A 23,983-nucleotide genomic window follows, 5' to 3' on the forward strand; every position below is an offset into this window, starting at 1 on the left:
CTAGGTGTAGGTGGCGCCCTCGCTCGGGAGTAGCCCTTTCGGTGTTTCGGGGAGGTGAACGTTTCCTGAAAGTGAGGGTTTATACCAAACCGGCCCGTTCGGGGGGTACGGACACACCCACATGTCGGCGAATTCGAGTACTCCTCAAACAGGCAGCGTCCCTGCGCCCTCGACCCTCACCCGGTCGGGGATCGCGGCGATGGCGCGCGTCCTGACGCGCTGGAAGGCCACGATCGCCTCTCTCGCCACGTTCGGCGGGGTCGGTGCGATCGCGTTCATCGTCGACATCGGCGTCTACAACCTCTTGCGCGCCACGGTGCTCGAGGGGTCCCCGATCTGGTCGAAGGTCGCGTCGGTCGCCGTCGCGACCGTCGTGGCCTGGATCGGCAATCGGCTGCTGACGTTCCGTGCCACGCGGAACGGCAACGTCGTCCGCGAGGCCGCCCTGTTCGCCGTCATGAACGTCGGCGGACTGCTCATCGCCGCCGCGTGCCTCTTCATCTCCCACTACGTGCTCGGGTTCACCTCGCAGCTCGCCGACAACATCTCGGGGAACGGGATCGGCCTCGTGCTCGGAACCGCCTTCCGTTATCTCGGCTACCGCTTCGTCGTCTTCCGGCCCGCGCGCACGGGAGACGACGGCACCTCGGAGCCCGACCCGACCCATCCGGAAACCGCCGAACCCCGAACGACCCCCCGAACGGGTGGTCCTCACCGGCGCGGCGTCACCCCGTTCGAGACCGCGACCCCGACCCGGTCGCAGTCCCTCACCCTCCCTGCACCCTTCACATCCGAAACCCGAGGAATCCGATGACCCCGCCCCTCACCCTGACCGCGCTCGTCAACACCCTCCTCCCCACCGCCGGCCTCCGCACCGCGACCGACGACGAGCCGGCGCCGCTGCTCACTCCCTCAGCCCCGGCCGAGCCGGCCGTGCCCGCCCCGGCCCCGGCCACCGACACGTCGGGAGCCGCGAGCTTCGGCCTGAGCCTGCCCGACTGGAGCATCGGCCAGTGGTTCGGCTACTCCGCCCTCATCCTCGTCGCGATCGGCCTCACGGCCATCGCCGTGACGACGCTCTGGTGGATGCTGCACGCCTGGCGCGACGCGTCGAGCCTCTCGGCCACGCGCTTCCCCGCGAAGCCGTCGCGCCCCGTGCACCGCTTCACGCTCCTCGTCCCCGCGCGACACGAGGAGGAGGTGCTCGGCCAGACGCTCGACCGTCTCGCCACCCAGACGCACCCGAACTTCGAGATCATCGCGATCGTCGGTCACGACGACCCGGGCACCGAGCTCGTGGCCCGCGAGGCCGCCGCCCGTCACCCGGAGCTCATCCGCGTGATCGTGGACGACAGCGTGCCGAAGAACAAGCCGAAGGCTCTCAACCTGGCCCTCACCGTCTCCACCGGTGACGTCGTCGGCGTGTTCGACGCGGAGGACGAGGTGCACCCGCGCCTCCTCTCCCTCGTGGACACGCGCTTCAAGGAGACCGGCGCCGACGTGGTGCAGGGCGGCGTGCAGCTCATGAACTTCCAGTCCAGCTGGTGGTCGCTGCGCAACGTGCTCGAGTACTACTTCTGGTTCCGCTCCCGCCTGCACTTCCACGCGAAGTCCCGCTTCATCCCGCTCGGCGGCAACACCGTGTTCGTGAAGCGCGAATGGCTCGACTGGTCCGACGGCTGGGACGCGAACTGCCTCGCCGAGGACTGCGAGCTCGGCGTTCGGCTCTCGAGCGCCGGCGCGAAGGTCGTCGTGGCCTACTCCCCCGACGTCGTGACGCGCGAGGAGACGCCCGGAACCTTCACGAGCCTCTACAAGCAGCGCACGCGCTGGAACCAGGGCTTCCTCCAGGTGCTCGGCAAGGGCGAATGGAAGAAGCTCCCCACGCGTCGTCAGCGCGGCTTCGCCCGGTACCTCCTCTCGATGCCGTTCCTGCAGGCGATCACCGGGATCCTCGTGCCGATCTCGATCGTGCTCGTACTCGTCACCAAGGTGCCGACGCCGATTGCGCTCTTCACCTTCCTGCCTCTCGTCCCCACCGTCATCACGGTGGCGGCGGAGATCGCCGGGCTCGCCGAGTTCGGCCGCCTCTACGGCCGCAAGCCGCGCTTCATCGACTACGTGAAGCTCGTGCTCGGCACCTTCCCGTACCAGGTGTTCCTCGCGGGCGCCGCGGTTCGCGCCGTGTTCCGCCAGCTCAAGGGCGACAACTCGTGGGAGAAGACCGAGCACACCGGCGCCCACCGTGACGCCGCCGACGCGCCCACCCGCGCAGAGCGCACCGAACTCGTCGGTGCCGCAGCCCCCTCCCGTTCCACCACGACCGCCGCCCCCGGCACCGACTCGACGGAGAACGACCGATGACCAGCACCCTCGACCGCCCCGGCACCGACCGGAACCCCCGGCCGGCCGCCGGCTCCCCCTCCTCCCGACTGCCCGGGCCCGTGGACGACTCCGCAGGCGACGGCGGATCGGGCCGGGGCTGGAACCCGATCGCGTCAGCCGGCGGATTCCTGCGCCACCACGCGAGGACCCTCGCCTGGCTCCTCCCGACCGTGCTCGTCTCCGCCGTGATCCAGCTGATCAACATGGGCGGATCCCCGCAGCGCATCGACGACGAGGGCACCTACACGGCCCAGGCGTGGTCGATCGGCGCCTTCGGCGAGCTCACCCACTACACCTACTGGTACGACCACCCGCCCGTCGGCTGGATCCAGATCGCCGCGTACACGGGCCTCACCGGGGCCTTCGACCGGTACGACGTGGCCGTGCTCGCCGCCCGCGAGGCGATGGTGTTCTTCACCCTCGTCGCCGTGGTGCTGGTGTGGTTCCTGGCCCGCCGGCTCTCGTTCTCCCGGCCCGCCGCGACGGTCGCGTCGCTCATCTTCGCGCTCTCCCCGCTCGCCGTGCAGTTCCACCGCTCGGTGTACCTCGACAACATCGCGACGGTGTGGCTGCTCGCCGCGATCCTCCTCGCGATGTCGCGGCGCAACCAGCTGGCGGCGTTCGCCGGCAGCGCCCTCGCGTTCGGGATCGCGGTCCTGAGCAAGGAGACCTACCTCCTGGCCCTCCCCCTGCTCGCGTTCCTCATGTGGCGCACCGCCTCGAAGGCGACCCGCCGGTACACCCTCACGGTCGCGTCGAGCGTGCTCGTCCTCGTGGGCGGCTCCTACCTGGCGCTCGCCCTCGTGAAGGGAGAGGTCGCACCCGGATCCAACCGCGTGAGCCTCTTCGACGGCATCGCCTTCCAGCTCTCGAGCCGCGAGTCGAGCGGATCGGTCTTCGACCCCGAGAGCCTCATCAACCGCACCCTCGGCATGTGGTGGCAGCTCGACCCCGCGTTCATCATCGCCGGAGTCGCGGCAGCCGTCGCCGCCCTCTTCGTGCGGAAGCTGCGCCCGTTCGCGATCCTCGTGCTCGCGCTCACGGCGTTCATGTTCCGACCGGGCGGCTACCTCCCCGTGCCGTACATCATCATGCTCATCCCGTTCGCCGCGCTCCTCGTGGCGGGTGTCACGGATCGCGCGATCCGCACCTGGAAGCGCTCGGGACGCGGCGGCCGGATCGGACGCACCGCCTGGATCGCTATCGCCACGGCGGCGGTCGTCGCCATCGTGCCCCTGTGGACGACGCAGTTGCGCGGCTTCCTCCTCGCCGACCTCGACCAGCCCATGCGGCAGGCCGAGCAGTGGGTGGAGACGAACGTGCAGCGCGACTCGACGCTCGTCGTCGACGACGCCATGTGGGTCGACCTCGTCCGTGCCGGCTTCGACCGCGAGGACGTGATCTGGTACTACAAGGTCGACACCGACCCGGCCGTCGCCGAGACGCTCCCGAACGGCTGGCAGGACGTCGACTACGTCATCACGACGGACTCGATGCGCACATTCCCCACCGCGTTCCCGCAGGTGAGCGAGACGATCGCCAACTCGGTCGTCGTCGCGAGCTTCGGTGAGGGATCGACGCAGGTCGACGTGCGCAAGGTCGACCCGAACGGTCTCGAGCAGGCGGAGGCCGACGCGCAGGCGTCGATCGACGCCCGGGCCGCCGCGGGGTCCGCGCTCGCGCAGAACCCGAACGTCACCCTCACGGGCGAGAGCCGCTCGCTCCTCGAGGCCGGCATGGTCGACTCCCGGATCATCCTCGCGCTCGCCGAGCACGCCGTGACCTCCGAGGTCACCGTCGCCGACTTCCCGATCAGCGAGGGCGAGGGAGACGCCGTGCGGCGTCAGGTGCTCGTCTCCTCCGTCGACGGCGAGCCGACGACCACGACCGCGGGCGCCGACGAGGCGACCCGGTGGCTCTCGAACCTCTCCGGTGTGACGGCCGCCCGCTCCGTGTCCACGGTCGACGGCGGCGTCCTCGCCACCTTCTCGATCGACGAGCCGGCCGGACTGATCTCCGGAGTCACCGGATGACCCTCGACCGCTCGACCCGAACAGCCACCCCCACGACCACGAACCCGCTCACCCGGATGAAAGGAACAGCCATCATGGCCGACCGATCCACCACCACCCGCACCACCCGATCCTCACGATCCTCCCGACTGGGCAGGATCGCCGCGACCACGGCGCTCGGCGGCCTCATGGCCGGCGCCCTCAGCCTGGGAGGAGCCGTCGCCGCGAACGCCGCGGCCCCCACCGACGGCTGGGCCCGCATCACGCACCTCTCCCCCGACACGAAGTCCGTCGACGTGCGCCTCACGGCGCTCTCCGGCGGTGACGTCCTCTACGAGCTCGAGGACATCACGTACGGTCAGATCTCCGACTACCTCGCCCTCGACCCCGGGACGTACGTCGTCTCGATGGTGCCGTCGGGCGCCGCGGCCGACAGCGACCCCGTGATCTCCCAGTCCGTCACGGTCGAGGAGGGCGAGCCCATCACGGTCGCCGCCTACGGCACCAACGACGACCTCAAGACCGCCGTGTACGAGGACGACCTCGAGAACCCCGCGGACGGCGACTCGCGCATCCGCGTGATCCAGGCGTCGACGGTCGCCGAGAGCGTCGACATCTCGACGTCGACCGGCATCGCCATCGCCGAGGGCGCCGAGCAGGGCGCGGCCACCGGCTACGCCACCGTGCCCGCCGGACCGTGGACGCTCGAGCTGAGCGGCGACGCCACGGGCACCGCCGACGTCCAGCTCGGCGGCGGGACCGTGAACACCCTCCTCGTGCTCGACACGGCCGACGGCGGCACCACCGTCAAGGCCGTCGTCGATGCAGCGGCCCCCGGAACGACCCCGCAGGACGGCGTCGACACGGGTGGCGGATGGGCGGCGACCCACGGTGACGACACGGACGCCGCCGGCATCGCCGGCGGGATCGCCGCTGCCCTCGCGCTCGGAGTCGCCGTGACCCTCGTGGTCCGTCGGCGCAACGCCGCGGCCGTGCACGTGACGGAGGGAACCGAGTCCCGATGACCTCGCGCAGCCGGATCATCATCGCGATCGGAGCGGTGTTCGCCACGGCCATCGTGGCGGTCGCCGCGGTCGTGCTGCTCGCGCCCCCGTCGCCTGGCGGTCCGGCGGCGAGCGAGTCCACCCCGCTTCCCTCCGCCACCGAGACGCCCGACCCGGAGGAGACCCTCGCGGACTCCGCCGACGCCTTCCTCGCCGAATGGGTGGAGGACGGGCGGGTCGTGCGCCACGACCAGGGCGGCGACACCGTCTCGGAGGGGCAGGCCTACGGCCTCCTCATCGCGCTCGCGGCCGACGACGAGCAGGCCTTCTCGAAGATCTGGTCGTGGACGCAGGACAACCTCCAGCGTCCCGACGGGCTCCTCGCCTGGCAGTGGGCCGACGGTGCGATCGTCGACGACGAGCCGGCGTCCGACGCCGACGTGGACGCCGCTCGCGCCCTCGTCGTCGCCGGCGAGACCTGGGGAGACGCGGACTACACGGCCGCGGGCGTCGAGCTCGCGACGACCGTCGCGGACACGATGACCGTGGAGACCGAGGTGGGACGCATCCTCGTGCCCGGGCTCTGGGCCGCGGCCGCCGACCCCTACCAGTACAACCCGTCGTACGCGTCGCCCGCCGCCTTCGCGGTGCTCGCCGACGCGACGGGCGACCCCCGGTGGGACGAGGTCTCCGCGGGCAGCGCCGCCGTGACGACGACGCTGCTCGAGCAGAGCCCCCTGCCGCCCGATTGGGCGCAGGTGCACGGCGACGGTCGCGTCGAGCCCATGCCGGGCGCCGCCGGGACGGGCAAGTCCGTCCGCTACGGCTACGACGCGGCACGTCTCCCGCTCAGGTACGCGGAGTCGTGCGACCCCGCCGACCGCGCGCTCGCGGGTGATCTCGCGCAGACGCTCGGCCTCACCGATCCGCTCGCCGCCGAGCTCGACCTCGGCGGTGCGGCGCTCGGCCAGGCGCAGCACCCGCTCGGCTACGTCGCTCGGGCCGCCGCGCGCGCCTCCATGGAGGACTACGCCGGAGCCGGTTCCGACCTGTACGCCGCGACGAGCCTCGCCGCCCAGTCCCCCACGTACTACGGGGCGGCGTGGTCGGTACTCGGCCGGGCGATGCTCGAGTCGGACGTCTACGGAGGCTGCGCTCCCATGGGTGACGACAGTGCCGACGACGGCACTGACGACGGAGACGGGTCGTGATCGGCGTGCGGCGCGGGCGCTCCCCGCTCGGTCTCGTCGCGGCAGCCGCCGCGATCGCCGCGACGCTCCTGCTGAGCGCGTGCGGAACCGGCTCGCAGAGCGCCGAACCCGCCGATGCGCCGCCCGCGACGACGTCCCCCGGCGTCGGCGCGGCCGGCGGGTTCCAGGACCCCGACCTCGGCACGACCGAGTCGAACGCCGCACGCGGCCTCACCCCCACGCGCGTCGCGATCCCGTCGATCGGCGTCGACACCGACCTCGAGACCCTCGGCCTCGAGAGCGACGGACGCATCCAGCCGCCCGTGGCGTGGGAGAAGGCCGGCTGGTACTCGAAGGGCGTCGTTCCCGGCGATGTGGGTCCCGCGGTCATAGCGGGCCACGTCGACTCCCCCTACGGACCGGCCGTGTTCCTCGACCTCGCTTCCCTCACGGAGGGTGACGAGATCCAGGTGACGCTCTCCGACGGCACCGTCGACACGTACCGCGTCGACGGATCGCTCAGCGCGTCGAAGGCCGACTTCCCGACCTCCGAGGTCTACAAGTCCACCCCCACCCCGCAGCTGCGCGTCATCACGTGCGGCGGCGACTACGACGCCTCGACCGGCCACTACGTCGACAACCTCGTGGTCTTCGCGACGCTCGTCACCGACGGCGGCTGAGCACTCCGAGCAATTCCCACTGTCGACACACAGTCGGGGCCGATCCGACCCACAGCAGCATCCCGAACACTTACCCGAAAGCAGGAGGACGACATGCCCGGAACACTCGTGATCATCCCCACCTTCAACGAGGCCGAGAACCTCGACTGGATCGTCGCTCGCGTGCGCGCGGCCACCCCGGACTCCCACGTGCTCGTCGTCGACGATGCCTCCCCCGACGGCACGGGCGACCTCGCCGACGCCCTCGCGGCCCGCGACGGCCACGTGCACGTTCTGCACCGCGCCGGCAAGGAAGGTCTCGGCCGCGCGTACCTCGCCGGCTTCGCGTGGGGCATCGAGCGGGGATACGAGTTCCTCGTGGAGATGGACGCCGACGGCTCCCACCACCCCGAGGCGCTGCCCGAGATGCTCGAGCTCGCCGCGTCGAACGACCTCGTCCTCGGCTCGCGCTGGGTGCCGGGAGGGCGCGTAGAGAACTGGCCGCTCCGCCGCAAGATCCTGAGCCGAGGGGGCAACCTCTACGCACGTCTCGCTCTCGGCATCGACGTGAAGGACGCCACCGGCGGCTTCCGCGTATACCGGTCGACGGCGCTCGCGGGCCTCGACCTCGACGGCGTCGAGTCGCACGGCTACTGCTTCCAGCTCGACCTCGTGTGGCGCGCGCTCCAGGCGGGGCTCGACGTGATCGAGGCGCCCATCACCTTCACCGAGCGCGTGAACGGCGTCTCGAAGATGGGCGGCGACATCGTGACCGAGTCGCTCCTCAAGGTCACGGAATGGGGGATCAAGCGCCGCGCGCTCGCGGCCCGCGAGTTCGTGCTGCACCGCCGGCGCTTGCCCTCCGTTCGCGAGCACTCCCACATCGTCCGCCGCGCGAGCCCCCTCGGCACCTGACGCGTCGCCCGTCGCCCTCGCGGGAGCTATGGTGTGGGCGTGGGGATGTCTCGGGAGCGTCGGCAAGCGGTGGGGGTCGCGGCCGTCGGTGTCGTGCTCGTCGCCGCGTACGCGCTCGTCATGGTGCTGCAGATCCTCGTGTGGAATCCCCTCGCCGCGGCACCGTCCGGGCTGACGCTCGACGAGGTCTACGCGACCATGCAGGCGGCCGGAGAGTGGTGGCCCGGCGCTCACGTCTGGGTGATCGGTTTGTCCTCCGTCGGCGTCTCGCTCGCGATGGCCCTCCTCGTCGTGGCGCTCTGGATGCCCGCCCCTCGTCCGGTGCTCATCGCGGCCGGCGTCGCGACGATCCTCGCGTTCGGGGCACCCGCGTATTGGCTCACGTCCTTCTCGATGGGCATGTCCCTGGCCGACACATTCGCGATCAGCGGAGCGGACGCGTCGCCGTGGGCCACGCCGCTGCTCGTCGTCAGCGGCCTCGCGACGGTAGCCGCCTTCGTGCTCGCCCTTGGGGCCGGTGTGAGACGCGAACCGCGGCTCGCCCCCTCGTCGGATCTTCGCTGAGGGAAGGGTCCTCGTCCGCGACGAGCATCACGGGAAGGGGAGCTCGGCGAGCGGAGTCGTGGGGAGGGCCACCCAGCCCTCGCGCGCGGCGGTCTCCGCGAGGTGCGGCGGCGGAGAGTCTGCCCGACCGGTAGCCGCTGCCCGGGTCGCGAGCGCCGCGACGAGGGCGTCGAACGCATCGGTCGATCCGCGGAGGAGCGGGAGACATCCGCCGAGGTCGAGCCACGGTGCGGCGGTCGTTAGCGCCTCGACGGCCTCGGCCCGCCGGTCGGCGTCCGTGCGGTAGCCGTCGACTCGGATGCCCCAGAGTCGCATCGAGCCGCCCGGGTACACCTCGGCGATCCCGCCGGAGCCGCTCCGGTCCACGTCCACGCCGACATCGCGCAGACGAGCGACGAGGCCGGCGCAGCGCATCGCCGTGAGGCCGAGCCTGTCCGTCGACACACTGAGCGGCCAGCGGCCCGTGAGCTCCCGGACGCGACGATCCGCCTCCCGATAGGCGAGCGTGCGGCGCCAGTCCATCCCGCCGTCGGCCTCCGGTCCGGCGTCCTCTCCCGCGGCGTGACCGGCGACGAAGGAGACGAACGCGTCGGGCCAGCCGAGCGCGCAGTCGATCCCCGTCTTGTCCGCATGCCGGGCGGCGTCGACGATGGGTCCGTCGGTCACCCCGACGACGAGGTCTTCGACGACGGCCGCGCCGTCCGCCCAGCGCACCACCGCGAGGGCGGTTCCTCGCGGCTCAGCGGCGAGGTCGACGCCGACGGTCAGCATCGGAGTGCGGTCAGCATCGTCGCTCCCCGCTCAGCGAGACGCAACGACCTCAGCGGCCGGCCGGCACGAACGCGGACGACACGGGTGCGGCCGACTCCGGGCTCGAGGCGTTCACTCCCCGGTCGCCGTCGTCCACAGGCTCCTGGGCCGGACGGAACAGTCCGAGGACGCCGCTCGAGAGGAACAGCGCGACGAGCAGGAGGAGCGCCACGAGGATCACGACGGCTCGTCGGATGTGATGGCCGGGCAGGCGGGTGGAGCCGTCGTCGTCGACGTCCGCGTCGGCGAGCTCCGGGTGCGGCGACGGGCGGGGGGTCTGGCGCGGTGCCTGCTGGGCGGCGGCGAAGCGCCGTTCGATGTCGCTCGGCGTTTCGAAGTCGAGGTGATCGATGTCGTCTGAGCGATCGGAGGCCATGCCGGAAATGCTACGGGACTCGCGCCCCGATCGGGTGCCCGGGTTCAGCTGAGGCCGGCGAGCGCCGCGATGTCGACGACGAGCACGGGCAGGCGCACGATGAGCACGATGATCGAGGCCAGGAACCCGAAGGCCGAGAGGCCGGCGCCGCCGAGGGTGGGGTCGGCCTGCAGCCGCTTGCGCGAGCGCAGGCCGAGGAGGAAACCGGCGACCGCGAGCGCGAGCGCCACGTAGATGACCCAGAGCGGCGGGATGAGGAAGCACGCGAGCGCGAGAGCACCGGCGATCGCTGAGAGGATCGCGACCACGTCCGTGCGGGTGTGTTCGACGTCGGGACCGCGCGTGAACCGCTTCTCGGAGGGCATGCCGCAAGCCTACGGCCCGGCGCGGCCGCAGCGGATCGCGCGCGCCTCCGCCTCAGAGGCCGAAGAACACACCGATCGTGGCGGGACCGTCTGGCGCGGTCAGCGGCTCGAGCCCGGTGGAGGCGAAAGTGAGGAGGAGCGTCGCGCACACCACGGACAACGCGAGGGCTGCGGCGGCGATGAGCGCGGTGACGGCCGGAGAGAGCGGGTCGTGCAGGGTGTCGGCGGAATCCACCGGGACGGTCTCGGCGGCGTCGATCGGAGTCTCGGCGACCGGGAGGTCAGACGGTGCGGTGAGGCTCATGACGTCGCCCTTCTCTGTGGAGGCGCGGCATCCGTTTCGATGCCATACACGATCTTGGCATACAAATAGCTAGACAAGCTAGCTATTTGATTTTCGGGTTCCGGGTGGTAGCGGGATCGTCACCGCGTGAGCGCGAACGCGAGCGTCGCCGCCCCCACCGTGAGCGGCGCGACGATGAGGCCGAGCCCCGCGAACCGCCACCACGAGATCTCCACGCCCAGGCCTCGGAGTCGCTCGTGCCACAGAAGCGTGGCGAGCGACGCCCACGGCGTCACGAGCGGACCGGCGTTGACGCCGATGAGCAGCGCGACGAGTCGCTCAGGCGACGTGCCGACGGGTTCGAGAGCGAGGTACGCGGGCAGGTTGTTGAGGAGGTTCGCCCCCACGGCACCGACCCCGGCGACCCGGAGGAGGTCCGCCGGGGCGGAACCCGATCCGGCGAGAGCCTCGACGACGGCCGTCAACCCGAAGCCCCGCGCTGCGTCCACGGTGAGGAAGAGCCCCGCGGCGAAGACCACGAGCTGCCACGGGATGAGCGAGAAGCGCAGCACCTCCCGGCGGCGCACCACGAACACGATCGAGAGCACGACGGCGGCCACGAGAGCCGGGATCCAGACCTCGAGCCCGGAGACGAGCGCGGGCACGAGCAGGACGAGCACGACGGCCGACCACCGGAACAGAACCGGGTCGGCGACCGGACCGCCGACGTCGACCTCGTAGGAGCGCGCGAGTTCCTCCCGGTAGACGATCCCGAGGACCACGACGGGGACCGCGACCGCCACGAGCGCCGGCACGATGCTGAGCGCCGCGAACCCGAACGCCCCGACACCGTCGAGCTTGTGCTCCGCGAGCAGGTTCGTGAGGTTCGACACCGGGAGGAAGAGGGAACCCGTGTTGGCGAGCCACACCGTCGTGAGCGCGAACGGGATCGGGTTGACGCCGATGTGCCGGGCGAGGAGCACGACCACGGGAGTGAGCAGCACCGCCGTGGTGTCGAGGGAGAGGAAGGCGGTGCTCACCGTGGCGAACACGACGATGAACGCCCACAGCACGACCGTCCGCCCGCGGCCCAGCCGGGCGAGCTTCTCGGCGACCACACGGAACACCTCGGCCTCCGCGGCCAGCTCGGTCACGACCGTGATCGCGACGACGAACAGCAGCACCGGCCAGATGCGCTCGCCGAGCGCCAGGAGGTCGTCCACGGGCGTGCCGGTGACGAGCGCGAGCACCGCACCGACGAGCAGCAGCCCAGCCCCGACGAGCCCCGTGCGCATTCGACCTCCGACGACGTTCCGGTCCGCGCCCCGCGAGACCTCGATCACCGTACTCCCAATGGGACGGAAGCGACGGCGAGTGGCGAGGTGGCGGTCGTCCGCCGGACCGAGGCGCCCGCAGGCCCGTAGCGCTCCCATCCCTCTAAATGATCATCGTCGCATGACGCTCGTCTGCTCGGGCGGCCCTTGCGTGCCCGCGTCGGGCGCGGCGAATATGAGTGCCCGAACGGGTGGAGACCGCGAGTCCTGTCGGATGACGACCCTCGACCGACGACGACTCCGCCTCCGCCTCCGCCGCACACCGACCTGAACAGGAGAACAGCCGATGAACAGGCCCTCAGATCACCCCTTCCCCCGAGGTCGAGCGAGCATCGTCTCTCTCGTGATCGTTGCGGCGGGCCTGTCCGGCTGCGCCGGAACGTCGGAGCTACCACCTGAGGAGAAGGAAGCGATCAACCTCGGAGCGAACGCCGAGGCGGGGCCCGTGGAGGTGGGCAATCTGCTCGTGGTCACACGTGGCGAGTCCGAACCCGCGCGCCTCATCGGCGTGCTCCTCAACGAGTCCGAGTCGAGTGTCGAGGTGATGCTGTCGGATGAGGACGACGAGGTCGTCGTCGCCCTCGAGCCCGGCCAGCAGTATGCGTTTCAGGAGAACCCGACCCTGTTCGACACCGCTGACGCGAGGCCGGGCGCGCTCGCCGACATCACCGTGTCGGTCGGTTCCGATTCGGAGACCGTACAGGTACCCGTCCGGGACGGCACGCTGGGGTGGCTCGAGCCCTACCTGCCCGCGGCCGGCTGACGATCGGCCGGAGGAGGCGCGTCGGCGATGACGCGGTCGATCCAGTCGCGGCGCGGCAGGGTCGGGATCGCGTCGCGGTGGAACCAGCCCAGCTCGAGGAGCTCCTCCATGTCGGGGATCGCCTCGCTGAGCAGCTCGCAGTCGTAGGCGGTCGTGATGTAGCCGACGTTGTCGCCGTTCGGATAGGTCATCATCATGGGCTCGCCGCCGTAGACGCCGACGATGCCTCGGATGCGGATGTGCGCGCCCGTCTCCTCGAGGACCTCACGCAGGAGGGCCTCTGCCGGCTCCTCGCCGGGCTCCACTCCTCCGCCGATGAGGCTCCAGAGCCCCGAGTGGCGGTGCCGCGCGAGCAGGAATCGGTCGCCGTCCCGGATCACCGCGGTGACGCCCGGGAGCAGGAGCAGGTCGGTCCCGATGCGGGAACGGATCGATGCAACGTAGTCGGACATCGCCATGGAGGGAGTCTACGGAGCGCCTATCGACGTGCACCGTTCGTGCTGTCGGTGATCCGCGCAGACGTCAAGCCCACGGTGGCGGTCGTTTCGCGCCGTACCGTTGCGGGGTGAGACCGATGAGAGGTGGATCGCCGTGGCGCTGACGACCAGCACAGGCACGACCGACACAGTGACGACCAGCACCGTCATGACGTCGACGGCGTGGCCGACCGATGTGCTCGACGAGGCCCAGCAGCAGAGCCTGCGATCGGCGGCCGCCGACGCCGCGGGTTCCGTCGAGCGCGCGCTCAACGTCGCCGGGCTCGCACACCGCACGATCGGGTTGCTCGAGCAGGACAACGCCGGACGGTTCTTCGTTGGGCTCGGCGCGATCGCGGCAGGCGACGTGACCGTGGCCCGCGTGGTCGAACCCCACCTCGACGCCCTCGGCATCCTCGCCCAGGCGGGTATGCCGATCGCCGACGACGGCGACCGCTTCGGCGTGTTCGCGGCGGAGGCCCCTGGCGACCGACTCGTTGCGACGCCGTCCGAGGACGGATCGTGGACGCTCACGGGGCGGAAGCCGTGGTGCTCCCTCGCGTCCGCCCTCTCCCACGCCCTCCTCACCGCCCACACTCCCTCAGGAGAGCGGCGCCTCTTCCGCGTCGACCTCCGGCACCCCGGCGTGACCGCGAACGATCACCTGTGGCTCGCGCGCGGCATGCCGCTCGTCCCCTCTGGCCCGGTCGACGTCGCCAACGTGCCTGCGGAGCCGGTCGGCGACGCCGGCTGGTACGTCGATCGCCCCGGCTTCGCGTGGGGCGGCATCGGGGTGGCGGCGTGCTGGTGGGGCGGAGCGATCGGACTCGTCGATGCCCTCCAGGCCCACGCGCAGCGGAAGCCCGACTCGGAGCTCGCGCTCGCGGCGCTCGGATCGTCGGCCGTCGACATCGCTGCCGCGGAGAACGCCGTCGCCGAGGCGGCCCGCGCCGTCGAAGCGGGACTCGTGGAGGGACGACGAGGCGCGGCGATCGCCCAGCGCGTGCGCTCCACCGTGCGCGGACGAGTGGACGCAATCCGGTCCCGCACCGTCGCGACGCTCGGGCCGGCCCCGCTCACAGCCGACGCCCCCTACCTCGCGCGCGTCGCCGACCTCGAGCTGTACGTGCAGCAGGACCACGGCGAGCGCGACCTCGCCCGCCTCGGCCGCATGATCCTCGACGGAGCACTCTGATGATCGACTTCGACCACCGCGACCCCGGAACGGATCCGGCCGAGTGGGACACACGCCTCGCGCAGCTCGACGTCCCGGCGTGGGACGGATGGGCCGACGCGACGCGCATGGTGGTGGTGACGCCGCATCCGGACGACGAGAGTCTCGCCGTCGGCGGCCTCATCGCGCTGGCCCACGCTCGTGGCATCCCCGTCGAGGTGCTGCTCGTGACCATCGGCGAGAACTCGCACCCGGAGTCGCCGACACACTCGACGTCGGAGCTCGCACTCGTGCGCGCCGCGGAGTTCCGCGCGGCACTCCGCGTCCTGAATCCGGACGCAGCGCACCGCGCGCTCGGTGTGCCCGATGGCGGGTCCGGGACCCACGAGCGGGAGATCGAGGACGCGATCGCGCGCGCCGTCTCGTTCGCCGGTGCGCGTCCGCTCATCGTCGCGCCCTGGCGGGGCGACGGGCATCACGACCACCGCGTCGCCGGAGAGGCGGCCGCGCGGGTCGCCGAGCGCACCGGCGCGCATCTCGCCGAGTACCCGATCTGGCTGTGGCACTGGGCGGATCCCGCCGACGATTCCCTCCCCTGGTCGTCCGCCGCGCGGGTCGATCTCGACGGCGACGCGTCGTACGCGAAACAGCTCGCCATGGACGCGTACCGCTCGCAGACCGAGCCGCTCTCCCCCGCGGCCGGTGACGAGGCGATCGTGGACGAACGCCACCTGCGCCACTTCCTCCGATCGTCGGAGGTGCTGTTCCTCACGCCCTCGCCCGAGCGTGCGCACCACTCCAGCGACGACACGACCGAATCCCGCAGTCGCGATTCGTTCGAGGAGTTCTACGAGCGGCGTCCGGGCGGCTGGGACTTCACCTCCTGGTACGAGGCGCGGAAGCGCGACGTCCTGCTCGCGGCGCTTCCCCGCGAGCGGTTCCGCCGCACGCTCGAACTCGGCTGCGCCACGGGCGTGCTCACCGCCCGACTCGCGGAACGCAGCGACGCGACGGTGGGCGTCGACATCGCGGAGGCGCCCCTGCAGGAGGCGCGCTGGAACGCCCCGACGGCGACCTTCGAGCGCCTCACCGTCCCCGACGAATGGCCGGACGGCGCGTTCGACCTCGTCGTGCTCAGCGAGGTGGGCTACTACCTCTCCGCGGCCGACCTGGAGCGCACCGTGGACCGCGCGCTCGACTCCTTGAGCGACGACGGCGTCTTCGTCGCGTGCCACTGGCGCCACCCCGACGAGGACGCCGTGACCGACGCCGCCGACGTGCACGAGCGCATCGCCGCGCGCTGGCCCGGCCGCCGCTCGGTACATCACGCGGAGGACGACATCCTCGTGGACGTGTTCGTGCGCGACGGGCAGCCGTCGATCGCGGCCAACGCCGGGCTCGTCTGATGGGGCGTCCCACCACACGGATCGACGTCGTCGTGCCGGCGCACGACGAGCACGAACTCATCGGGGCGTGCCTCGAGGCGTTACGCCTCGCCCGGGATCGTCTGCTCGGCACGGAGCCGGGCGTGGAGGTGGGTGTCGTCGTGGTGCTCGACGCCTCGACGGACGGCACCGCGGAGGTCGTCGCGACATCGGGACTCGCCACGACGGTGGTCGAGATCGCGGAGCAGAACGTGGGTGCGGCGCGGCGTGCGGGAGCGGAGGCTGCGGTCGCCTCACCCACGTCGGTCCCGGACGCACACCGCTGGCTCGCGACCACGGACGCCGACTCGCGCGTCGATCCCTCGTGGCTCGCCGTGCACCTCGACGCGCTGACGAGCGGCGTCGACGTGCTGCTCGGAACGGTGCGTCCGGACTTCGACGACCTCGATGAGGACGGCCGTCGGCGCTGGCTCGAGACCCATCCTCCCGGTCATCTCCCGGGCAACGTGCATGGCGCGAACCTCGGCGTCCGACTCGACGCCTACCGCCGGATCGGGGGCTTCGCGGCCCTCGCCGAGCACGAGGACGTCGACCTCGTGGCGCGGGCCCGCCTCGCGGACCTGGACGTGCGGGCGACCCTCGCCGCCCCCGTCATCACCTCGGGCCGACGCATCGGGCGCACCCCCGGCGGTTATGCCGCGTTCCTCGCGTCCGCCTACGGCGCCCGCCCCGCCCGCGCCTGAGCCGGGCTGCGTCTCCGCACGAACCGGCAGGTGTCAGACCGGCGGGGCGACCATCACGTAGACGGCGAGCTGCGCGAGAGCCACAGCGCCGAGCGTCATGGCCAGGAGCCAGATCAGGGGGCGACGGGATTCCCGCTCGGCGTTCGCGGCGCTGTCGCGGCGCGCCAGCTCGTCGGCGAGGGCCGCGAGGCGGCGGTCCGCAGCTGCCTGGTCACGCGCGACGGTGCCGATACCCGCACTGTCCGCCTGACGGCTCTTCACCGGGCGGTTCGTCGCGATACCGGTCGCGGGTCGGTTGTTCGCCTGGCTCTTCTTCGCCAGGCTCTTGGTGGCCGGGCTCTTCGCGACCGGGCTCTTCGCGACCGGGCTCTTCTGTGCCGGACGGTTCTGTGCCGGACGGTTCTGTGCCGGACGGTTCTTGGCCGGGCGGGTGGTCGTCGACATGTCTCTCCTGAAAGGTCGGGCGCCTTCGGGTGGCGCGACGTTCGATCGTGGGGCGCTTCGAAAGGCCACCAGGGAGAGTCGGACGAACGCCGATCATGACGCGACTTCTGTGGAACGTCTCGGCGTCATCCCACGCAACACTCCGCCCGCACGCAGGGTGACGCGCATATCGTTGCCGCATCCACCCGTCGCGGCCCGGCCGCCCGTCAGCGAGGAAAGCCATGACCGACACCACGCCAGCCACCAGCCCGGACCGCGCGCCCGGTCACGAGCCCCTGAAGTTCGCCTACTGGGTCCCGAACGTGAGCGGCGGTCTCGTCGTGAGCACCATCGAGCAGCGCACCGACTGGGACTACGACTACAACGTGCGCCTCGCGCAGACCGCCGAGCGTGTGGGCTTCGAATACGCCCTCAGCCAGGTCCGCTACCTGTCGAGCTACGGGGCGGCGCAGCAGCACGAGTCCACGAGCATCAGCCTCGCCCTGCTGCTGGCGACGGAGAAGCTCAAGGTCATCGCGGCCGTGCACCCGGGGCTGTGGGAGCCGGCCGTGCTCGCCAAGTTCATCCTCACCGCCGACCAGTTCTCGAAAGGCCGAGCCGCCGTCAACGTCGTGAGCGGATGGTTCAAGGACGAGTACACGAAGCTCGGCCTCCCGTGGCTCGAGCACGACGAGCGCTACCGCCGCTCCGCCGAGTTCATCGAGGTGCTGCGCGCCCTGTGGACCGAGGAGAACGTTCAGTTCGCGGGCGACTTCTACCGCGTCAACGACTTCACCCTGCGCCCGGGACCCTACCCCGTGGAGGGCCGGCCCCACCCGGAGATCTTCCAGGGCGGCAACTCCACCGCCGCTCGCTTCAACGGCGGGGCGCACGCCGACTGGTACTTCTCCAACGGGAAGGACTTCGACGGGTTCACCGAGCAGTACGACGACGTCACGCGCGTGGCCGCCGAGCACGGCCGCACCGTGCGCTTCGGGCTCAACGGCTTCGCGATCGTGCGCGACAGCGAGAAGGAGGCGCGCGAGCAGCTGCGGGAGATCATCGCGAAGGCCGACACGAAATCCGTCGAGGGCTTCCGGAAGTCGGTGCAACAGGCCGGCGCGTCGACGGGCGACAAGAAGGGCATGTGGGCCGACTCGTCGTTCGAGGACCTCGTCCAGTACAACGACGGCTTCCGCACCCAGCTGATCGGCGACCCCGAGTTCGTGGCCCGACGCATCATCGAGTACAAGAAGAAGGGCGTGGACCTCTTCCTCCTCGGCTTCCTGCACTTCATCGAGGAGATCGAGGCGTTCGGCGAGCGCGTCCTCCCGATCGTCCGCGAGCTCGAGGCCGACCTCGCGCGCAGCGGCGACCCGCTCGTCCCCGCGCGCTAGGCGCCCGCTCCTTCGTCCCGCACCCCCGCGAGGTCGTGCGTTTGCGCCGAATCGAGCCGACCTGATGCCTCGATTCGGCGCAAACGCTCTAAGTGGATGGACCCCTCAGCCCTTCACGCTGCCCGTGCTGAGGCCCGACTGCCAGAACCGCTGCAGGAAGAGGAACGCGACCACGAGCGGGAGGATCGAGACGAACGATCCGGTGAGCACCGTGGAGAAGAGCACCTGCGCACCTCCGCCGCCGGTGGCAGCCTGCTGCCACTGCGCGAGACCGACCGTCGCGGGGAAGAGCGACGGGTCGTTCAGCATGATGAGCGGCAGGAAGTAGTTGTTCCACGTCGAGACGAGCGCGAAAAGCAGCACCGTGACGATGCCGGGTGCGAGCAGTCGCGACGAGATCGTCAGGAAGATGCGGAACTCTCCAGCACCATCGATGCGCGCCGCCTCAAGAAGGCTGTCGTCGACCGCCTCCGCCGCGTAGACCCGCATGAGGTAGACGCCGAACGGACTCACGAGCGACGGCAGGATGATGGCCCACGGAGTGTCGACGAGGTTCGCGGCACTGAAGAGCAGATAGGTGGGGATCGCCAGCGCGGTCAGCGGCACCATGACGGCGCCGAGGATGAGCCCGAACACGAAAGACCGTCCGCGATAGACGTACTTCGCGAGCGCGTAGCCGCACATCGTGGCGAGGATCGCGGCGCCCACGGAGCTCGCGACGGCGTAGAGCACCGTGTTCCCCATCCAGTGCAGGAAGATCCCGTCCTGGAAGGTGAACAACTGGACGAGGTTGTCCCCGAACGCGAACGTGCGACCGAAGGCGAGGCCGAAGGTACTGAAGATGTCGGCGTTCGTCTTCGTCGACTGCACCGCGAGCCACACGAGCGGTAGCAGGAAGTACGCGAGCGTGATCCACAGGATGACCGTGAGGATCGGGTTGCGACGCTTGTCGCGTTCCACCGGACGGCGGCGCGAGCGACGGTTCACGCCCCCGATTCCCCCATCCGACCCGGCGGGACGGTCGGTGTTGGTGGGCGCTGACCCCGCGGTGTCGGCGGGCGGCGGTGCGATCGTCATGACAGTCGCTCCTTGCGTGAGGTGGCGAGCTGGACGACGTAGCTGATGACCATGATGAAGAAGCCGAGGAGGAACGCGATCGCGGCAGCGTAGTTCACGTCCTGGTTCCGGAACGCGACGTTGTAGGCGTACAGGTTCGGCGTGAAGTCGGAGCCGATCGCGTTCGGCGCGATGCTGTAGAGCAGGTTCGGCTCGTTGAAGAGCTGGAACGACCCGATCACGGAGAAGATCACGGTGAGGAGGATGGCGGAACGGATCGCGGGGATCTTGATGCTCCAGGCCACGCGGAACGGACCGGCACCGTCGATCTCCGCGGCCTCGTACATGTCGGTCGGAACGCTGCGGAGGGCGGCGTAGAGAACGATCATGTTGTAGCCGATGAACTCCCAGCTCACGATGTTCATGGTGCTGCCGAGCACGTTCTGCGGGGAGAGCAGATCGGGAGGGGTGAGGCCGACGCTCGAGATCATCTGCGCGATCAGCCCCGACTCGCGGCCGTAGAGGTAGCCCCACATGAGAGTGGCGACGACGCCCGGCACCGCGTACGGCACGAAGATCGCGAGCCGCACGAACTTGCTCCCGGCGACGCGACCCGTGTCGAGCGCGAGGGCGATCACGAGGGCGATCACGAGCATGATCGGCACCTGCACGAAGAGGAAGAGGGCGACGCGGCCGAGACCTGCCCAGAAGCTCGGGTCCTCGAGTGCGCGGGCGTAGTTGGCGAGGCCGGAGAACACCTGGCCGCCGACGAGCTGCGAGGTGAAGGTGCTGAGGTACCCCGCGTAGCCGAGGGGGACGAGGAACATCGCGGCGAACACGATGAGGAACGGGATGGTCAGAGCCCAGGCGGCGAAGAGCTGTGGGCGGCCGAGGGACCGGCGCCGCCGGGAGGCCGACGGGGGACGGGCTGACGGGGCGTCGTGGGACGCGCCTCGTCGCGATGTGACGGTGGACATGCGGCTCCTTCGCCGGCTGAGGGGTGCCGTCCGCTGGTCGACGCGGACGGCACCCGGTGGTACTGCGCTGGGGCGCCTGTTCGACGGCGCCTCCTCATGAGCGACTACTCGAGGTGCCTCCTCGAGGTGCCTACTCGACGGTGAAGCCCTGCTGCTTCGCGTAGGCGGTGACGGCGTCCTGCCAGGCGGTGAGAGCCGCCGACATGTCGCCGTGGTCGGCGATCGCCTTGCCGAGGGTGTCGTTGAAGCTCGAGTAGACGTAGTCGTTGAACGGCAGCCACTGGAAGTCCGTGCTCACCGTGTCGGAGACGCCCGCGAAGAGCTCGTTGACCTTCTGTCCGCCGTAGAACTCCGACTCCGTCCCGATGAAGTCGGGGCTCGAGAGCGTGTCCGTCGTGGTCGGGAAGAGGAACTGCTCGTTCGCGAAGGCGAGCGTCGACTCGGGGTCCGTGTTGAGGAACTTGCTGAACTCCGCGGCCACGATCGGGTTCTTCGTACCCGTGATCACGGCGTTCGACGAACCGCCCCAGTTGCCCGAGACGTCCTCCCCGGCGTTCCACTGCGGGATCTTCGCGGCCGTCCACTTGCCGCTCGTGTCGGCGGCGGTCCCCTGCAGGAACACCGGTCCCCACGCTGCGGTCTGCCAGCTCGCGTACTTGCCGGAGGCGAAGCCCTGGTACCAGGCGTCGTTGAAGTCGGCGTCCGTCGAGACGAGGTCCTGGTCGATGAGGTCCTGCCAGAACGACACGACCTTCTGCGTCTCCGCCGAGTCGAGGTCGATGCCGACCGTCTTGTCGCCGTCGTAGGAGAACGGCTTGGCGCCGGCCTGCCAGAACAGCCCGACGATCTGACCGGGGTCGTTGCCCGGCAGGTTCGAGATGTACGAGTCCGTCTTCTCCTTGATGGTCTTCGCGTCCTCGGCGAAGTCGTCCCACGTGGCCGGGGCCTCCGTGATGCCGGCCTGGGCGTAGATGTCGGAGCGGTAGAGGTTCCCGAGCGGACCGGAGTCCTGCGGCACGGACCAGACGCCCGCGTCGTCGGCCACCTGGTTCCACACCCACTCGACGTACGAGTCCTCGAGCTCGGCGCCGCCGTAGGGCGTCAGGTCCACGAGGCTGTTCGTCTGGCGGAACGACGGGATGTACTGGTACTCGATCTGGGCGACGTCCGGCGCGCCCTTCCCGGCCTTGAGGGCCGTCCGCAGCTTCGGGTACTGGGCTGTTCCCGTGCCGACGTTGACGACGTCGACCGTGATCTTCGGGTACTTCGCCTCGAACAGGTCGACCTCCTTCTGGATGTCGGGGACCCACGTCCAGAAGGTGATGGTCGTCTCGGTGTCCATCGCCTCGTCGATCTCGGCCTGCGAGACGGGAGCGGTGGTCTGGCCGGCGTCCGTGCCTCCGTTGCTCGGTGCGCACGCGCTCAGTGCGACGGCCGTCACGACGGCCACAGACACGAGCGCCATTGCTGTGTTCTTCCTCTTCATTGTCTTCTCTCTTCGATGGGTGTCAGGTCGGGGTGTTCAGGATGTGGGGGTGGAGGTTTCGTGCCCGCCACCGACGTGCTCGAACACGTGGGCCGAGCGCGGGCCGAGGGTCAGGGTGTTGCCCGACTCGAGGACCTCGCCGGTCTCGAGGTCGCGGACCGCCGACGGCGGCGTGACGGCGGCCTCGTGGGCCGACCAGTTGGACACGAACGCCAGATCGGTGCGACCGGGCCGGGACCCGGTCGTGACGGTGACCGTGTCGGCCGCCGACCACTCGCGCGCCGCCGTCGCCGGGACGAGCCAGCGGGCGATGCTGCGCGAGAGCTCGGGGTTCGGCACGGTGGCCACGTAGCTCACGCGTCCAGCGCCGGCCGCGCGGGTCGTGAGCACGGCGTCCGCGCCGATCTCCGTGACGCCGGCGTAGCGCAGGACGACGTCGGCGTCGTCGACGATCAGCACGTCGGACCAGCGGGTGCCCGCCGATCCGGGCTCGAGCTCGAGTGCCGGATCGGAACTCTGCACGGCGAGGGGCTCGTCGAGGTTGGTGTACTCCTCGTACCAGACGCCGGCCGACGCCGACAGGACCGCGGGCGCGACTTCGCGCCGGGCGCGGGCCAACCGGTCACCGTAGGCGGTGCGGACGCCGAGGACGAGGTGTCCGCCCGCCTCGACGTAGGCGGAGAGGGCCGCGAGCGTCTCGTCGTCGACGACGTAGAGGCCCGGCACCACGAGCACCGGGTGCGCGGCGGCGACCGCGGCGGGACCGGCGGCGAGGAACTGCTCGACGTGCTGGATGCGGACCTGCGCCCCGGACTCGGCGAGACCACGGTAGTGCGCGTCGAAGAGGTGAAGGTAGGAGTCCGGGTCGGGGTCGCCGTTCGGGAGCGCGAGCGGCGGGTACCCCTCGAACGACCACTTCGTGTCGGTCGACCAGAGCATGAGCACGTCGGACGCCGGCTCGAACCCGTCGACGGCTCCCCCGATCGCCTTGAGCGCGGCCCCGAGGCCGGCGACCTCGCGGTGGATGCGGCCGGGGCGCTGACTGTGCGGCAGCACCCCACCCCAGTAGGTCTCGACGCCGAAGTGCAGCGTATGCCAGTGCCAATACTCGACCATGCGTGCGCCGCGGGACACCAGGGCGAGAGCCGCCTGCTTGATCTGGCCGTCGAAGGGAGGGTGGTTCTGCCAGGGTCCGCCGATGGACTGGGCGTTGGTCTCGGTGACGAGGAACGGCGCCTGCGCAGAGGAGAACGCGCGGTCGCCCCACTGGTGGAGCGCCCAGACGCCCGTGTGCCACCAGCCGGCCTCGCGGGGAATCTCGACGCCGAGCGTGAGGCCGTCCTGCATCTTGTAGTACGGGTTGCCGGCGGTCACGTCGAGGCTCTTCACGAGTCGGTCGTCGGCCACCTGGGGTCGGGAGTAGGAGATGCACGTCGTCACGAACTGGTCGTCGCGGGCGTACTCGCGCACGACGGCTGCCTGCCACGCGATGAGCTCGTCGGCGAGTTCGCCTTGGAACCGGCGCCATTCGAGGTCGTACTGCGGCTGCACGTTGCCATCGGGCCTCCAGAGCTGCGACCACTCGGTGATCCGGTGGGACCAGTAGACGAGTCCCCATTCCTCGTTGAGGCGCTCGACGGTGCCGTAGCGGCGCTGGAGCCAGGCGAGGAAGCGGGTGAAGACCTGCTCGTTGCGCGGAAGCTCGTTGCCGGGTTCGTTGTCGACCTGCCATCCGACCACGGCCGGGTGGCCGGCGTACCGCTCCGCGATGCGACGTACGATGCGCTCGGCGTAGAAGCGGTATGCCGGGTGGCTCTGGTCCATCTCCTGACGTGCGCCCCATCCGGCGCGGACCCCTGTCTGGCGCTCAGCGGCGATCTCGGGGTGCAGCACCTGCAGCCACGGCGGGACGGCGTACGTGGGCGTTCCGAGGATCACGGAGATCCCGCGAGCGTGCGCGCCGTCGAGGACCGGCTGCAGCCAATCGAGCTCGAACTCGCCTTCGCGCGGCTCCCATGTGGACCACACGGACTCGCCCACACGGATCACGGTGAACCCCGCCTCGACCATCAGGTCGAGGTCCCGGTCGAGAGTGCCGGCCTGCTGGTACTCGGCGTAGTAGGCGGCGCCGAAGAGGACTCCGGAGTGGCGGGGCGTTGACGTCATCGTCGACCTGTCTGTTCGCGCCTCAGCGAGGGCCGAGGCT

24 protein-coding genes are annotated in these 23,983 nt (G+C 70.6%); 13 read left to right on the plus strand and 11 right to left on the minus strand.

Annotation, left to right across the window (positions count from 1 at the left end):
• The first annotated feature begins 199 nt into the window (after positions 1 to 199).
• The 8 genes from CLV49_RS04250 (at position 200) to CLV49_RS04285 (ending at position 8,729) form a co-directional block, all read left to right on the plus strand.
• Entirely contained in the window at positions 200 to 814 is a 615-nt protein-coding gene (locus tag CLV49_RS04250; RefSeq protein ID WP_106562416.1) for a GtrA family protein, read from the plus strand.
• Entirely contained in the window at positions 811 to 2,364 is a 1,554-nt protein-coding gene (locus tag CLV49_RS04255; RefSeq protein WP_106562417.1) for a glycosyltransferase family 2 protein, read from the plus strand. The genes CLV49_RS04250 and CLV49_RS04255 overlap by 4 nt, the downstream gene beginning before the upstream one ends.
• A complete protein-coding gene (locus CLV49_RS04260) occupies positions 2,361 to 4,418 on the plus strand; it encodes a glycosyltransferase family 39 protein (RefSeq protein WP_106562418.1) in 2,058 nt (685 codons plus the stop codon). Before CLV49_RS04255 ends, CLV49_RS04260 begins: the two co-directional genes overlap by 4 nt.
• A gap of 74 nt (positions 4,419 to 4,492) precedes the next feature.
• Entirely contained in the window at positions 4,493 to 5,422 is a 930-nt protein-coding gene (locus tag CLV49_RS04265; RefSeq protein WP_158261901.1) for a DUF4397 domain-containing protein, read from the plus strand.
• The gene (locus tag CLV49_RS04270) at positions 5,419 to 6,612 is read left to right on the plus strand and encodes a family 8 glycosyl hydrolase (RefSeq protein ID WP_106562420.1); all 1,194 of its coding nucleotides are present in this window, start codon (positions 5,419 to 5,421) and stop codon (positions 6,610 to 6,612) included. Before CLV49_RS04265 ends, CLV49_RS04270 begins: the two co-directional genes overlap by 4 nt.
• Positions 6,609 to 7,271, plus strand: coding sequence for a class F sortase (locus CLV49_RS04275; protein WP_106562421.1), 663 nt, complete (start codon positions 6,609 to 6,611; stop codon positions 7,269 to 7,271). Before CLV49_RS04270 ends, CLV49_RS04275 begins: the two co-directional genes overlap by 4 nt.
• Positions 7,272 to 7,364: 93 nt before the next feature.
• Entirely contained in the window at positions 7,365 to 8,165 is an 801-nt protein-coding gene (locus tag CLV49_RS04280; protein WP_106562422.1) for a polyprenol monophosphomannose synthase, read from the plus strand.
• Between the two features lie 39 nt (positions 8,166 to 8,204).
• Positions 8,205 to 8,729 (plus strand): hypothetical protein, encoded by a 525-nt coding sequence (locus CLV49_RS04285; RefSeq protein ID WP_127054458.1) that lies wholly within the window; start codon positions 8,205 to 8,207, stop codon positions 8,727 to 8,729.
• Between the two features lie 27 nt (positions 8,730 to 8,756).
• Here the strand turns inward: CLV49_RS04285 and CLV49_RS04290 are convergent, their stop codons facing one another.
• The 5 genes from CLV49_RS04290 to CLV49_RS04310 all read right to left on the minus strand — a co-directional run bounded on the left by CLV49_RS04290 (position 8,757) and on the right by CLV49_RS04310 (position 11,858).
• On the minus strand, positions 8,757 to 9,500 hold the full coding sequence (locus CLV49_RS04290; RefSeq protein WP_106562424.1) for a DUF429 domain-containing protein: 744 nt from the start codon (positions 9,498 to 9,500) through the stop codon (positions 8,757 to 8,759).
• Between the two features lie 49 nt (positions 9,501 to 9,549).
• Complete coding sequence (locus CLV49_RS04295; protein ID WP_106562425.1) at positions 9,550 to 9,915, minus strand: hypothetical protein; 366 nt, start codon at positions 9,913 to 9,915, stop codon at positions 9,550 to 9,552.
• Between the two features lie 44 nt (positions 9,916 to 9,959).
• Positions 9,960 to 10,280, minus strand: a complete 321-nt coding sequence (locus CLV49_RS04300) for a hypothetical protein (protein ID WP_106562426.1) — start codon at positions 10,278 to 10,280, stop codon at positions 9,960 to 9,962.
• 52 nt (positions 10,281 to 10,332) lie between these two features.
• On the minus strand, positions 10,333 to 10,584 hold the full coding sequence (locus CLV49_RS04305; protein WP_106562427.1) for a hypothetical protein: 252 nt from the start codon (positions 10,582 to 10,584) through the stop codon (positions 10,333 to 10,335).
• Positions 10,585 to 10,703: 119 nt separating this feature from the next.
• Entirely contained in the window at positions 10,704 to 11,858 is a 1,155-nt protein-coding gene (locus tag CLV49_RS04310) for an SLC13 family permease (RefSeq protein WP_106564880.1), read from the minus strand.
• A 325-nt stretch (positions 11,859 to 12,183) separates the two neighbouring features.
• On the opposite strand from CLV49_RS04310, the gene CLV49_RS04315 reads away from it, so the two are divergent.
• Positions 12,184 to 12,660 carry a hypothetical protein gene (locus CLV49_RS04315; protein WP_127054460.1) on the plus strand — a complete coding sequence of 159 codons (477 nt, stop codon included), beginning with the start codon at positions 12,184 to 12,186 and terminating at the stop codon, positions 12,658 to 12,660.
• Here the strand turns inward: CLV49_RS04315 and CLV49_RS04320 are convergent.
• Positions 12,639 to 13,118 (minus strand): NUDIX domain-containing protein, encoded by a 480-nt coding sequence (locus tag CLV49_RS04320; RefSeq protein WP_243696721.1) that lies wholly within the window; start codon positions 13,116 to 13,118, stop codon positions 12,639 to 12,641. The genes CLV49_RS04315 and CLV49_RS04320 overlap by 22 nt on opposite strands.
• A 169-nt stretch (positions 13,119 to 13,287) precedes the next feature.
• Between CLV49_RS04320 and CLV49_RS18275 the strand changes: the two genes are divergently transcribed.
• The 3 genes from CLV49_RS18275 to CLV49_RS04335 are packed head-to-tail and all read left to right on the plus strand — an operon-like array spanning position 13,288 to position 16,438.
• Positions 13,288 to 14,331 carry an acyl-CoA dehydrogenase gene (locus tag CLV49_RS18275; RefSeq protein ID WP_158261902.1) on the plus strand — a complete coding sequence of 348 codons (1,044 nt, stop codon included), beginning with the start codon at positions 13,288 to 13,290 and terminating at the stop codon, positions 14,329 to 14,331.
• Positions 14,331 to 15,716 carry a bifunctional PIG-L family deacetylase/class I SAM-dependent methyltransferase gene (locus CLV49_RS04330; protein WP_106562429.1) on the plus strand — a complete coding sequence of 462 codons (1,386 nt, stop codon included), beginning with the start codon at positions 14,331 to 14,333 and terminating at the stop codon, positions 15,714 to 15,716. The genes CLV49_RS18275 and CLV49_RS04330 overlap by 1 nt, the downstream gene beginning before the upstream one ends.
• Complete coding sequence (locus tag CLV49_RS04335; RefSeq protein ID WP_243696722.1) at positions 15,716 to 16,438, plus strand: glycosyltransferase family 2 protein; 723 nt, start codon at positions 15,716 to 15,718, stop codon at positions 16,436 to 16,438. Before CLV49_RS04330 ends, CLV49_RS04335 begins: the two co-directional genes overlap by 1 nt.
• A 33-nt stretch (positions 16,439 to 16,471) precedes the next feature.
• Here the strand turns inward: CLV49_RS04335 and CLV49_RS04340 are convergent, their stop codons facing one another.
• The gene (locus CLV49_RS04340) at positions 16,472 to 16,882 is read right to left on the minus strand and encodes a hypothetical protein (protein WP_106562430.1); all 411 of its coding nucleotides are present in this window, start codon (positions 16,880 to 16,882) and stop codon (positions 16,472 to 16,474) included.
• A gap of 221 nt (positions 16,883 to 17,103) precedes the next feature.
• Here CLV49_RS04340 and sfnG point away from each other — a divergent pair, with 221 nt between their 5' ends.
• Positions 17,104 to 18,258, plus strand: coding sequence for a dimethylsulfone monooxygenase SfnG (gene sfnG / locus CLV49_RS04345; protein WP_106562431.1), 1,155 nt, complete (start codon positions 17,104 to 17,106; stop codon positions 18,256 to 18,258).
• 105 nt (positions 18,259 to 18,363) lie between these two features.
• On the opposite strand, the gene CLV49_RS04350 is transcribed toward sfnG, so the two are convergent.
• The 4 genes from CLV49_RS04350 to CLV49_RS04365 form a co-directional block, all read right to left on the minus strand.
• Positions 18,364 to 19,335 (minus strand): carbohydrate ABC transporter permease, encoded by a 972-nt coding sequence (locus CLV49_RS04350; protein WP_106562432.1) that lies wholly within the window; start codon positions 19,333 to 19,335, stop codon positions 18,364 to 18,366.
• Entirely contained in the window at positions 19,332 to 20,291 is a 960-nt protein-coding gene (locus CLV49_RS04355) for a carbohydrate ABC transporter permease (RefSeq protein ID WP_106562433.1), read from the minus strand. The genes CLV49_RS04350 and CLV49_RS04355 overlap by 4 nt, the downstream gene beginning before the upstream one ends.
• Before the next feature lie 130 nt (positions 20,292 to 20,421).
• Entirely contained in the window at positions 20,422 to 21,756 is a 1,335-nt protein-coding gene (locus tag CLV49_RS04360; protein WP_106562434.1) for an ABC transporter substrate-binding protein, read from the minus strand.
• A gap of 57 nt (positions 21,757 to 21,813) precedes the next feature.
• The gene (locus CLV49_RS04365) at positions 21,814 to 23,943 is read right to left on the minus strand and encodes a beta-galactosidase (protein ID WP_106562435.1); all 2,130 of its coding nucleotides are present in this window, start codon (positions 23,941 to 23,943) and stop codon (positions 21,814 to 21,816) included.
• Positions 23,944 to 23,983: the final 40 nt, after the last annotated feature.

Source organism: Labedella gwakjiensis (genome assembly GCF_003014675.1).
Classification (GTDB): Bacteria; Actinomycetota; Actinomycetes; order Actinomycetales; family Microbacteriaceae; genus Labedella; species Labedella gwakjiensis.

What these genes read in the sequence shown, in the direction of transcription:
- CLV49_RS04250 (WP_106562416.1), top strand. Translation starts at nt 200, where the DNA reads ATGGCGCGCGTCCTGACGCGCTGGAAGGCCACGATCGCCTCTCTCGCC.
- CLV49_RS04255 (WP_106562417.1), top strand. Translation starts at nt 811, where the DNA reads ATGACCCCGCCCCTCACCCTGACCGCGCTCGTCAACACCCTCCTCCCC.
- CLV49_RS04260 (WP_106562418.1), top strand. Translation starts at nt 2,361, where the DNA reads ATGACCAGCACCCTCGACCGCCCCGGCACCGACCGGAACCCCCGGCCG.
- CLV49_RS04265 (WP_158261901.1), top strand. Translation starts at nt 4,493, where the DNA reads ATGGCCGACCGATCCACCACCACCCGCACCACCCGATCCTCACGATCC.
- CLV49_RS04270 (WP_106562420.1), top strand. Translation starts at nt 5,419, where the DNA reads ATGACCTCGCGCAGCCGGATCATCATCGCGATCGGAGCGGTGTTCGCC.
- CLV49_RS04280 (WP_106562422.1), top strand. Translation starts at nt 7,365, where the DNA reads ATGCCCGGAACACTCGTGATCATCCCCACCTTCAACGAGGCCGAGAAC.
- CLV49_RS04290 (WP_106562424.1), bottom strand. Translation starts at nt 9,500, where the DNA reads ATGCTGACCGTCGGCGTCGACCTCGCCGCTGAGCCGCGAGGAACCGCC.
- CLV49_RS04295 (WP_106562425.1), bottom strand. Translation starts at nt 9,915, where the DNA reads ATGGCCTCCGATCGCTCAGACGACATCGATCACCTCGACTTCGAAACG.
- CLV49_RS04300 (WP_106562426.1), bottom strand. Translation starts at nt 10,280, where the DNA reads ATGCCCTCCGAGAAGCGGTTCACGCGCGGTCCCGACGTCGAACACACC.
- CLV49_RS04305 (WP_106562427.1), bottom strand. Translation starts at nt 10,584, where the DNA reads ATGAGCCTCACCGCACCGTCTGACCTCCCGGTCGCCGAGACTCCGATC.
- CLV49_RS04310 (WP_106564880.1), bottom strand. Translation starts at nt 11,858, where the DNA reads ATGCGCACGGGGCTCGTCGGGGCTGGGCTGCTGCTCGTCGGTGCGGTG.
- CLV49_RS04315 (WP_127054460.1), top strand. Translation starts at nt 12,184, where the DNA reads ATGAACAGGCCCTCAGATCACCCCTTCCCCCGAGGTCGAGCGAGCATC.
- CLV49_RS04320 (WP_243696721.1), bottom strand. Translation starts at nt 13,118, where the DNA reads ATGGCGATGTCCGACTACGTTGCATCGATCCGTTCCCGCATCGGGACC.
- CLV49_RS04330 (WP_106562429.1), top strand. Translation starts at nt 14,331, where the DNA reads ATGATCGACTTCGACCACCGCGACCCCGGAACGGATCCGGCCGAGTGG.
- CLV49_RS04335 (WP_243696722.1), top strand. Translation starts at nt 15,716, where the DNA reads ATGGGGCGTCCCACCACACGGATCGACGTCGTCGTGCCGGCGCACGAC.
- CLV49_RS04340 (WP_106562430.1), bottom strand. Translation starts at nt 16,882, where the DNA reads ATGTCGACGACCACCCGCCCGGCCAAGAACCGTCCGGCACAGAACCGT.
- sfnG (WP_106562431.1), top strand. Translation starts at nt 17,104, where the DNA reads ATGACCGACACCACGCCAGCCACCAGCCCGGACCGCGCGCCCGGTCAC.
- CLV49_RS04350 (WP_106562432.1), bottom strand. Translation starts at nt 19,335, where the DNA reads ATGACGATCGCACCGCCGCCCGCCGACACCGCGGGGTCAGCGCCCACC.
- CLV49_RS04355 (WP_106562433.1), bottom strand. Translation starts at nt 20,291, where the DNA reads ATGTCCACCGTCACATCGCGACGAGGCGCGTCCCACGACGCCCCGTCA.
- CLV49_RS04360 (WP_106562434.1), bottom strand. Translation starts at nt 21,756, where the DNA reads ATGGCGCTCGTGTCTGTGGCCGTCGTGACGGCCGTCGCACTGAGCGCG.
- CLV49_RS04365 (WP_106562435.1), bottom strand. Translation starts at nt 23,943, where the DNA reads ATGACGTCAACGCCCCGCCACTCCGGAGTCCTCTTCGGCGCCGCCTAC.